2 protein-coding genes are annotated in these 12,058 nt (G+C 45.6%); both read left to right on the top strand.

Translation table 11 applies throughout. The annotated features are described in order from the left end of the window. The first annotated feature begins 33 nt into the window (after nucleotides 1-33). Complete coding sequence (locus FHS57_RS06420; RefSeq protein ID WP_183972050.1) at nucleotides 34-300, top strand: hypothetical protein; 267 nt, start codon at nucleotides 34-36, stop codon at nucleotides 298-300. Nucleotides 301-370: 70 nt separating this feature from the next. Beyond that, nucleotides 371-12,058, top strand: a complete 11,688-nt coding sequence (locus FHS57_RS06415) for an SdrD B-like domain-containing protein (protein ID WP_183972049.1) — start codon at nucleotides 371-373, stop codon at nucleotides 12,056-12,058.

Here is a 12,058-nt window from a genome sequence, read left to right as displayed (position 1 = left end):
TAATATACCGAAATCACATAATCACCGTGACCGATGAGTGCAACATTTACTAAAGTCCAGCACCTAGCTACGCTTCCCATTCAGGTGGGAATGAGTCGCATTCTGAGTACTTTTTTGGGCAACACAATGGTTTGCTTGGAGATGCTTACTTTTAGAAGAAAAAAGGAGGATGGGCATAAAGTGACAGATTGGAGGACTTACCGTCCTAAACTCTCAGCGGGAGGACAAGGTGCCGTATGGGTTAATTCTGTAAGGATAGACCAATACTACCATTTACCAGGCGCGTCGCCACCACCCTAAAGTATTTTCATTAAGTTAATAGTAAATACCCCAAAATTTTTATACTTTTCAATCAATTATTTTGCAGACTATGAGTCAGTTATCCATTTCTCCTCCTCAGAATAAGCAGCGTGTTCTGAGGACGCGTTTCGACGAAAAGTCGAGACGATGGGTATCTACCTCCCCGCCATTGACGGAGGAGGAGGTAAAAGGCTATGAACCAATAGGATATGTTGGTTCGGCTGTCCCGAAAAATCGCATGCTGAAGCCCATTAAGTCATTGATGGGAATGCTTATGTTAGTGCTAGTTACTGCCATTTCAGCAGTAGCTCAGGTAGCACAAAAAACAGTAGATGTTAAACTTACCAAGCAGGTTAGTGTTTCTCAACCTACCATTGGTCAATCTATCAAGTTTACAATCTACGCCAAAAACGACGGACCAGACGCTGCTACGGCTGTCGTGGTGAAGGACATCTTCCCATCGGGAGGTGCAACCCTCACTGGAAACTCTCCTGCTGCAGGAACAACATTCGACGCTGTAACAGGGTTGTGGAGTATTCCCACCATCAGTGCTGGAGATTCTGTTAAACTTGAGTTAACAGGAACAGTTACTGGTCGAGGTGTTTACTTCAACATCGCGGAAGTGATGTCAATGGGTGCGAATCAGGAAGATGCTGATTCAGACCCGGGCAACGGTGTTTTAGGGGAAGATGATTACGCAACGGCCTGTTTCTCAGTGCCGCTTTTGTGGTATCCGGGCGATGAGTACACAGTTGCTCTCGCTGTGCCAGGGTATTCAAACCTAACATGGACAAAAGTAGGCAAAGGCCCAATTACTGGTGCCGCGGCTGATAGTGCCTCTGTAAGTGGTGATACCTTGATTATTAAAGGTACAGGACGTTTTTCGTTTACGGCACAGGTCAATACTTGTCCCGCTACTGGATGTTGTGAAATTATCGTGATTCCAGGGCCACTTGGAAGCATTGGTGATTTTGTATGGAAAGATGTGAATGATAACGGTGTTCAAGATTCGGGCGAAGCTGGTGTAAACGGCGTTCGTGTGATTCTTTGGAGCGCCGTAAATGGTGTGCCAACAACACCACTTGATTCAACCCTGACAACGACAAACCCTGCCGATAATACAAAAGGCGGGTATTATAGTTTCACAGGATTGGTAGCTGGTGATTACATTGTTCAAATTGACAAGTCAACATTGCCAACAGGTTGTATTTTAAGTACTAAAGTCAATCAAGGTGGTGATGATACCAAAGACAATGATTTTAACGCAACGACAGGCATTAGCCAAGTTATTACGTTAAATCCAGAACAAGGTGGCATATTAAAGGATAACCCAACTGTTGATGGTGCATTGTTTAGCCCACTTGGTAGCATTGGGGATTACGTTTGGAAAGATACCAATAACAATGGTATCCAAGATGAAGCGAATACAGGTGTAAATGGTGTTAAAGTAGTTCTATTCCAAAGAAATCAAGGAGGAACTTTAGTAGCAGTAGATACAACTACCACTGCAAACAACCCATCGGGAGGAAATCCTGGTTGGTATTCGTTTGAAGGGTTGTCAAAAGGAGATTATCAATTGAAAGTATTGGTGGGTACGTTGCCAGCAGGTTGTGTGTTGAGCGACTCTACTAATAAAGGAAGTGATGATACCAAAGACAGCGACTTTAGCCCAACGACTGGACTTAGCCAAATCGTTTCACTTGACCCAACGTTAGGTGGAATTAATAAGGATAATCCAACGGTCGATGCCGCATTGCGCAACTTGTTGGGTAGCATTGGAGACTATGTTTGGAAAGACACAAACAATGACGGTATCCAAGATGCTTCTGAAACAGGAGTCAATGGGGTGAAAGTGATTTTGTGGAGTGCCAACTCAAGCGGTTTGCCAGTTTCTAAATTAGATTCAATGGTGACTGTAACAAACGCTGGCAAGATGGGTTATTATACATTTAATAACTTAGTCAAAGGTGATTACATCGTTCAGATTGTAACAAGCACCTTGCCTGAAGGTTGTGTGTTGAGCACGAAAGTTAATCAAGGTGGTGATGATACTAAAGATAGCGATTTCAATCCAACATCAGGCTTGAGCCCAGTTGTGAAGATTGATCCTGCTTTGGGTGGCATCAGCAAAGACAATCCTACAATTGACGGTGCATTGTTTAGCCCACTTGGCAGCATCGGCGACTTTGTATGGAAAGATTTGAACGACAATGGTCAGCAAGACAGCGGTGAACCAGGAGTGAAAAATGTACGCGTTATATTATATAAAGGTAGCGGCAACACATTCTCTCCAATTGATACGGTTTACACAGGCATTAGCGGAGACTATCTCTTTACTAACCTAGCAGGTGGTTCTTATCAAGTAGTGTTTGACCCAACTAGCTTGCCTGATACTTGTCAGTTGAGCTTGAATCAGAATGTGGGTTCAGATGTAACGGATAATGATGCCAACCCTGTAACAGGACGCACAGCAACCATTGTGATTGATCCAACCAAAGGTGGTATCGATAAAGACAATCCAACGGTTGACGCCGCAGTTACATCGTTCGACCTAGCGTTGACGAAGTCATTGGCAGCGGGTCAGAGCGCAAACGTAACGCCAGGCGATTTGGTAACGTTTACCTTGACAGTGAAGAATGAAGGTTCGATGACAGCGACGAATATCATGTTGTCAGATTCATTGCCAGTAGGCATGACGTTGGCAGATGCAAACTGGACGGCAGCAGGTCGAATTGCGACGAGAAATGCCGTGATAGCAGGGCCATTGGCGCCAGGTGCAACAACATCGGTGAACATTACTGTACGAGTAGATGCAAACTTCACAGGAACAAGCCTAACGAACTACGCGCAGATTAAAGACGCGAAAGATAAGAATGGCAATACTGTGAAAGATAAGGATTCGACGCCAGGCAACGGCTTCACACGTGGTGAAGACGATGATGACGACGAGCCAATTCAAGTGACACCACTTGGAAGCATTGGAGACTTCGTATGGAAAGATCGCAATGACAATGGTCAGCAGGATGCAGGAGAGCCAGGCGTGCAAAACGTGAAGGTGATTTTGTGGACAGGCAACGCGAACGGCCCAGTATCGAAGAGAGATTCAGTGTTGACAGGTGTAAATGGACAATATTTGTTCAGCAACTTGCCAGTAGGAACGTACTATGTACAGTTTGACACGAAGAGCTTGCCAGACACATGTCAGCTGAGCTTGCGTCCAAACACTGGTTCAGATGTAACAGATAGTGATGCAAATCCTACAACTGGCTTTACAGGCGCAGTAGTATTGACACCTGAGAAACGCAGTGATTTGACAGTAGATGCAGGTTTGACAACGTTCGACCTAGCGTTGACGAAGTCATTGGCATCGGGTCAAAGTGCAAACGTAACGCCAGGCGATTTGGTAACGTTTACGTTGACAGTGAAGAACGAAGGTTCGATGACAGCGACAAACATCGTATTGTCAGATTCATTGCCAGTAGGCATGACGTTGGCAGATGCAGATTGGACAGCAGCGGGTCAGATTGCGACGTTGAACACGGCGATTGCAGGCCCATTGGCACCAGGTGCAACTACTTCGGTTGACATCACGGTACGTGTAAATGCAAACTTCACAGGAACAAGCCTAACGAACTACGCGCAGATTAAAGATGCGAAAGATAGAAATGGCAATACTGTGAAAGATAAGGATTCGACGCCAGGCAACGGCTTCACACGTGGTGAAGACGATGATGACGACGAGCCAATTCAAGTGACACCACTTGGAAGCATTGGAGACTTCGTATGGAAAGATCGCAATGACAATGGTCAGCAGGATGCAGGAGAGCCAGGCGTGCAAAACGTGAAGGTGATTTTGTGGACAGGCAACGCGAACGGCCCAGTATCGAAGAGAGATTCAGTGTTGACAGGTGTAAATGGACAATATTTGTTCAGCAACTTGCCAGTAGGAACGTACTATGTACAGTTTGACACGAAGAGCTTGCCAGACACATGTCAGTTGAGCTTGCGTCCAAACACTGGTTCAGATGTAACAGATAGTGATGCAAATCCTACAACTGGCTTTACAGGCGCAGTAGTATTGACACCTGAGAAACGTAGTGATTTGACAGTAGATGCAGGTTTGACAACGTTCGATCTAGCATTGGCTAAGTCATTGGCATCGGGTCAAAGCCCGAATGTAGCTCCAGGCGATTTGGTAACGTTTACGTTGACAGTGAAGAACGAAGGTTCGATGACAGCGACAAACATCGTATTGTCAGATTCATTGCCAGTAGGCATGACGTTGGCAGATGCTAACTGGACTGCAGTAGGCCGAATTGCTACAATGAACACGGCGATTGCAGGGCCATTGGCACCAGGTGCAACTACTTCGGTGAATATCAGAGTGCGTATAGACGCTTCATTCACAGGAACAAGCTTGACGAACTACGCGCAGATTAAAGACGCGAAAGATAGAAATGGCAACACTGTGAAAGATAAGGATTCGACGCCAGGCAACGGCTTCACACGTGGTGAAGACGATGATGACGACGAGCCAGTATTCTTGGCACCTTGTCCAATTCCACCAACTCCAACTTGTACGGGTACAATTACGAATGACTGTCCAGAGGTTTGTGTGAACTTGATGGCACATATCTCAAGCGATATTCGTACGCCTGGTGGTAAGTTTGAATGGCGCACAGGCCCACGCCCAACCGACCCATTGGTTGCTGATCCAACAAAAGTATGTGCTTCTGGTAAATACTATTTGTTTGAAGTAGCTGCTTGTGGTGTATATAGCAACGGTGCGTTGGCAGAAGTATCTATTAAGAGATGTCCAGCTGATTTGAGTTTGGCTAAAACAGTTAGCAACAAAACGCCAAATCAGAACGATAACGTTACTTATACTATTAAAGTAACAAACAGCGGGCCGTCAAGAGCGACCAATGTAGAAGTAACAGATACATTGAAAGCTGGATTGCAGTACGTATCAGGTGATGCTGCATTTACATTGACAGGTTCAGTGTTGACTGGAAAAATTGCTCAAATTGATTCTGGTGCAACTGTTTCACTTTCGTTTGTAGTAAAAGTAACTGGTTCAGGAACCATTAAGAACTTTGCTCAAGTAAGCAAGTCTGACCAACCTGATCCTGACTCAACTCCAGGCAACGGTACAGGTACACCGAAAGAAGATGATGAAGATGATGAGGTTATCACCGTGAAGGTGCCATGTACAATTCCTCCAACACCAACTTGTGGTGGTATGGGCGAAAATACATGTCCTAACGAGTGTGTGAACTTGACTAGCTTCATCCACAGCGATATTCGCACTGAAGGTGGACGTTTCGAATGGTACACTACATATGACCACAAACCTGGTACACAAGTAGAAGATCCAACGAAAGTATGTAAATCAGGCGAGTACTTCTTGTTTGAAGTAGCTAAATGCGGTGAGTATAGCAATGGCGCGATGTTGAAACTTACGATCAAGCCTTGTATTAAATTCACTGACTTAGCAGTAGCAAAATCAGTAGTAGAAGCAGGTCCTTATACAGTTGGTCAAACAATTACGTACAACGTGGTTGCTTCTAACAATGGCCCAGTAAACGCTACAAGTGTAACAGTAAGCGATGTATTACCAGCGTCATTGACGTTTGTGAGTGCAGATCCAGCTGCTGAGTACAATGCTGCTTCTGGTGTTTGGACAATCGGAAACTTGGCAAATGCTGCAAACCGTACGTTGAAAATCCGTGCAACAATCAACGCTGTTGGTACAATTACTAACACGGCGATTGTGAAGAGCCCAGACAACGACCCAAGCAAAACGTCTAATGACACGTCAAGTGTGACGATTAAAGTGGATTGCGTGAAACCAGAACCACCAATCTTGGCATGTGCTACTACGAATATCTGTCCAAGTGAAAGCGTAGAAATTCATGCAGTAGGTTGTGCAGGTGGAACCATCCTATGGTCAAACGGCGCAACAGGTTCTAGCATCACTGTTAGTCCAGTAACTACTACTACTTACACGGCAACATGTAAGAAAAATGGTTGCGAAAGCGTGCCATCAAACGTAATCACGATTTATGTAAATACACCAACGACGCCAACAATCACAGTAAGTCCTTCGACGACTATCTGTGCTGGAAGCTCGGTTGTATTGACAGCTGCTAATTGTGCAGGTACACTTTACTGGAATACAGGTGCAACAGGCGCTCAAATCACAGTAACACCAGGCACGACGACAACTTACACTGCTTATTGCAAAATCGGTAAGTGTGAAAGTCCAAAAGCAAGTGTAACAATCACTGTAACACCAGGCGGTCCAACACCAGAGGTTATTTGTAGCACCGACAAAGTTTGTCCAGGCGAAAGCGTAACACTCGAAGTGAAAAACTGCACGGGAGTTGTAGAATGGTCAACGGGCGAAACTGGTCCAGCGATTGTAGTAACACCATCTACAACAACTGCTTACTGGGCAGTATGTAACAATGGTGGATGTAAGTCACGCTCGAAAGACTACGTGATTACTGTAACTCCAATTTCGGCACCAACAGTAACAGCTAGCTCAGCTGCAGTTTGCAACGGCTCAAGCGTAACCTTGACTGCCGCAGGTTGTGCAGGAACTGTATTGTGGTCAAATGGCGCATCAGGTGCAAGCATCGTGGTGACACCAGCTTCTACAACTACTTACACTGCCACTTGTACAGTAGGTAAGTGCGTAAGCGCTCCATCTGCTCCAGCAACAATCACAGTAGGTAACCCAACTGCACCAACAATTGCAGCGGAACCAACGTTGATTTGCGCAGGCCAGAGCACAACGCTTACAACAAGCAGCACTTGTGAAGGTACAATCGTTTGGTCAAACGGTTTGACTGGAAGCTCAATCGTAGTAAGCCCAGCTTCTACAACAGAGTACACAGCGGTATGTAAAGTAGGTACTTGCGAAAGTGCTAAATCAAATAAAGTGAAGGTAACTGTAACAACAGCGGGTGCAGCACCAACCGTAGTTGCTTCTAACACAAGCATCTGCGCAGGTGAAAGCTCAGTACTCACAGCTTCAGGATGCTCAGGCACATATGTGTGGAGCACAGGAGCAACGGGTGTAGCAAGCATTACAGTATCTCCAGCAACGACAACGACTTACACAGTTTCTTGCCGCGTAAATGGTAAGTGCGATAGCGCACCAGCAAGCGTAACAGTAACAGTAGGTCAAAACGCAACGGCGCCAACAATCACCGTAAGCCCATCATCAACAGTATGTGCGGGTACGAAAGTGAAGTTGACAGCAGCAGGATGTAACGGTGGAACAATCACTTGGAACACAGGAGCTACAGGTTCAAGCATCGAACCAGTAGTAACAACGACAACTACTTACACAGCAATCTGTAAAGTAGGTAAGTGTGAAAGCGCTCCAGCTACGGCTACTGTAACAGTAGTACCTGCGCCAGAGAAACCAGTGGTAATTTGTAGCACTGACAAGCTCTGTCCAGGTGAAAGCGTAACACTTGAAGTGAAAAACTGTGCAGGTATAGTTCAGTGGTCAACAGGTCAAACAGGCCCAGCTATCGTAGCTACACCTACTGTAACTACTACTTATACTGCCATCTGTAAAGTAGGTGAGTGCTCAAGCCCAGTATCGGCTGATTACACCATCAAGGTGATTCCAGTAACACCTCCAACCGTGACAGTAGCACCATCAAGCATCAAGCTAGGTGAGTCTTCAGTGTTGACTGCAACAGGTTGCGAAGGCGAAATCACTTGGTCGAATGGTCAGACGGGAGCAAGCATCGTGGTATCACCAACTTCTACAACTTCTTACACAGCAGTATGTAAAGTAGGCGTATGCGTAAGCTCGGCATCAGTTCCTGTAACAGTAACTGTGAAGACTTGCACAGCACCAGTAATTGCTGCAAATGCTGCGGTTGTTTGTGAAGGTACGCCAGTATCGCTTACTGCAACTGGTTGTGAAGGTGGTACAATCAACTGGTCAAACGGTGCAACTGGAAGCAGCATCACTGTTAATCCAGTAGGTACAACTACATACACAGCTGTATGTCAGAAAGGTGATTGCACAAGCGAAGCATCGAATGCCTTGACTGTGGTCGTTACAAAAGTATATGCACCAACAATCTTGGTATCGAATACATTGATTTGCAAAGGCGAATCAGTAAGCTTGAAAGCGTCAGGTTGTGAAGGAACAGTAGTATGGTCAAATGGAGCTACAGGTAGCGCAATTACCGTAACGCCAGAAACAACTACTACTTACACGGCCACATGCAAAGTAGGTAACTGTACTAGCTCGGCTTCTACACCAATCACAATTACGGTTGGCAAACCAGAAGCTCCAGTGGTTACAGCATCGAAAACAAGCTTGTGCTTCGGTGAGTCAGTAACGCTCTCAACAACGAGCCAGTGTAATGGATACATCCAATGGTCAAATGGCCAAGTTGGAAGTTCAATCACGATTGTTCCAGCGGCAAGCACCATTTATGTAGCATACTGCTGCAACAATGAAGCTTGTAAGAGTGTAGCATCGAACCCAGTGAACGTCTCAGTAGCGCCGAAAGTAACAACTCCAGTGGTCGTAAACATCGCTAATGTTTGCCCAGTGAAGACGGTTGATTTGGCAACGGCTGTTAAGAACTACACGGCAGGTTCGGGTCTAGTACTTGAATTCCGTAAAGGAAATACACCAAGCTCACCGTTGGTAGAAACCCCATCGGCAGTAGGTGTAGCAGGTACTTACTACGCATTCTTCCGCTCAACAACAGGCTGTTATAGCGAAGGTGTGGCGATTTACGTACAGATTTCATCTTGCGAAACAACGCCATGCGAAACTAATCCAGCTACGGCGGATGCAGGTGCAGATGCTTCAATCTGTGCGGCTCTTGAATACAAACTCAATGGTAAGATTGGTGGGGTAGCGACAAGTGCGGTTTGGACAACAAGCGGTACGGGTCGTTTCAGCAACGCTCTTGCACTTGATGCAACTTATTATCCATCGTTGGAAGACTTGATTAAGGGTGACGTAATACTCACCCTTACCACCAACGATCCAGACGGTGACGGTAAGTGTGTTGCAGGTAAAGATGCCTTGAAGTTGGTGTTTGAAGGTATCAAATTCAGACCTCAAATCATCGTAAACGGTACGCTTAAAGCAGATACATTGCCACAAACAATTACTATCTGCCAAGGCGACACCGTGAAATTGAAAGCAAGCGAAGAAGGCTACCAAGTGAAATGGTTTAAGGATGGTAAAGTATTGTTCCCTGCCTCTGATGGTATCAGACAGTGGAATGTGACTGAGCCAGGTACTTACTCTTACGCCTTGGTGGACGCTAAACGTTGCTGCTCAGTTAACTCCGCTTACATTACAGTAGTAGTGAAGTCGGTACCAACGCCAATCGTGAAAAACATGCGTAATACTTGCCCAAGTACTACCGTGGATTTGACAAAAGCGATTGAAGGTGGTTCAAACTACACGACGGAATTCCGTTCGGCAGCCGAGCGCCTTTGCACTTGCTTGGTCGGAACACCAGAAGCAGTTGGAGCTGGCACTTACTACATCTACTACAAGAAAGATGGATGCTACAGTGCACCAGCAGCAGTTGAAGTGAAAATCTTCGACTGTGCTACTGACACGCTTCGTTCAGATGTAAGCATTGCAAAAACGGCTAACAAGTCGGTTGTAAGCTTAGGTGAGCAAGTAACGTATAAAATTGTAGTGAAAAACGGTGGTCCTCATACGGCAACTAACGTGGATGTACGTGACGTGATGCCAGCTGAACTCGAAGTGGTTTCTACTTCAGGAATGACAGCATCAAACGGTACACTTACAACACGTATTGCAACGTTGGCATCGGGAGATTCGGCTACATTGACTGTCGTAGCGAAAGCAATCAAAGCAGGTAACCAAGTGACCAACAAAGCCTTGATTACGTATGCTGACCAAGTTGACCCAGCTACTTCAAACAACCAATCTTCAGTAAGTATCGTAGTAAGCGATGGTACAGTTAGCCCAGCTATCGGTGTTGCGCTTGCGGTTGATAAAATCACGAAGAAAGGCGAAGGAAGCGATGAAAGCTACGACGTAACGTACAAGATTACGGTTAAAAACGTAGGAAATGTGCCACTTACGAATGTAGCAATTGCGGATAGCTTAACTAGTAAGATTGGCGCACCAGCTACGTTTACCGTAGTGGGCGCACCAGCAGTAGCTAGTGGAAGCACGTTGGTTCCAAATACCAACTACAACGGAACGACTGATAAGAACATCTTAGGTACTGGAAGCGCACTTGCAGTAGGTGCAGAAGAGGTGATTACAGTAGTTGTAAATATCAAGCCTAACGGCAACTACGGACCGTTTGCTGGTAATGTAGTAGCAAGTGGCGATGGAAGCGGAACACCAGTATCTGACGTGTCAAACAAAGGTACAGTGGTGGATGCCCCAGCAAGCACTTCTACAGCAGTACGTTTCGACTTGCCAAGTACCTTGATTGGTTTGTCTAAGTCAGCAGGTTCACCAGTATTGCTTGAAAATGGAACTTTCAAAATTCCATACACAATCACTGTCACGAACTTGGGTACAAACGACCTGACAAAGGTTCAAGTAAAAGACGACTTAGGTCTTACATTTGGAAACAAAGCGTCGATTATTGGTAAGCCACTTGTAACTGCCGACGAAGGATTCGCAGTAGAATCTAACTACACAGGTCAAGGGCTTCTTACAAACATGTTGGTAGATTCGTTGAGCTCATTGCCAAAAGGTGCGTCTCGCAAAATCAACCTTGCAGTGATTGTTTCGTTGCACAACCCTGATTCGGTAACAACGTTCAATAACATTGCGATTGGTTCGGCACTCACCCAAGCAGGGGTTGCAACGTCGGATACGTCAACGGTAGGTTCAAATGCTGACCCTGACAATGACCTTGATCCACGTAACAACAGCGAATCGACACCAGTATCGCTTAACTCGACTCCAGGTAAAGGATTGCTTGGTTTGGCGATGTCAATCAAAGATACCTTGCGCAAAGGCGACGGTAGCTTGAACATCACTTACCGTGTCATCCTCAAAAACTACGGAACGGGTACATTGACGAACGTTCAGGTATCAGACTCATTGTCGAAAGTATATAGCTCATTGACTGGCGCAAGCTATCAATTGGTTGGAACACCAACGGCAAATGACTCAAGTACACTACGTATCAACCCTGACTTTGATGGTCTTCGTGATGTTAATCTCTTGATTGCAGAACAAAGCCGCTTGGCAGGTGGACGTACTGACTCGTTGTTCTTCACAATCAATGTGACAACGGATGGACGTTTGACACCATACCAAAACCGCGCCCTTGGTTCGGCCCTCGCTGGTCAGAATACGGTAACAGACTTGTCAACAAACGGTCTGAACCCAGATTTGAACAACGACAACGACCCAACAGGTGCAGCTGAGTCTGAGTTTACTCCAATTGTGATTCCTTCAGATGGCGGTATGTTTATCCCAGAAGGTTTCTCACCAAACGGTGACGGTATCAATGATAAATTTGTCATTCGTCACCCATCTGGCACGAAGATTGTATTAGAAATCTATAACCGCTGGATGAATTTGGTGTATCGTAACAACGATTATAACAACGATTGGGAAGGTACATCAAACGTAGGTATTGGAACAAGTAATCAGAGCATCCCTGCTGGAACTTACTTCTACAACGTAGTTCTGATAGACCAAAACGGCGGCGAGATTAAGAAGTCAAGTCGATTTATGACCATTAACCGCTAA

This window comes from Runella defluvii (genome assembly GCF_014195535.1).
Classification (GTDB): Bacteria; Bacteroidota; Bacteroidia; order Cytophagales; family Spirosomataceae; genus Runella; species Runella defluvii.
This window is presented reverse-complemented; position numbering and strand designations above follow the sequence as displayed.

Bases quoted from the DNA above. Each gene is read 5' to 3' on its own strand.
- FHS57_RS06420 (WP_183972050.1), top strand. From the start codon at position 34: ATGAGTGCAACATTTACTAAAGTCCAGCACCTAGCTACGCTTCCCATT.
- FHS57_RS06415 (WP_183972049.1), top strand. From the start codon at position 371: ATGAGTCAGTTATCCATTTCTCCTCCTCAGAATAAGCAGCGTGTTCTG.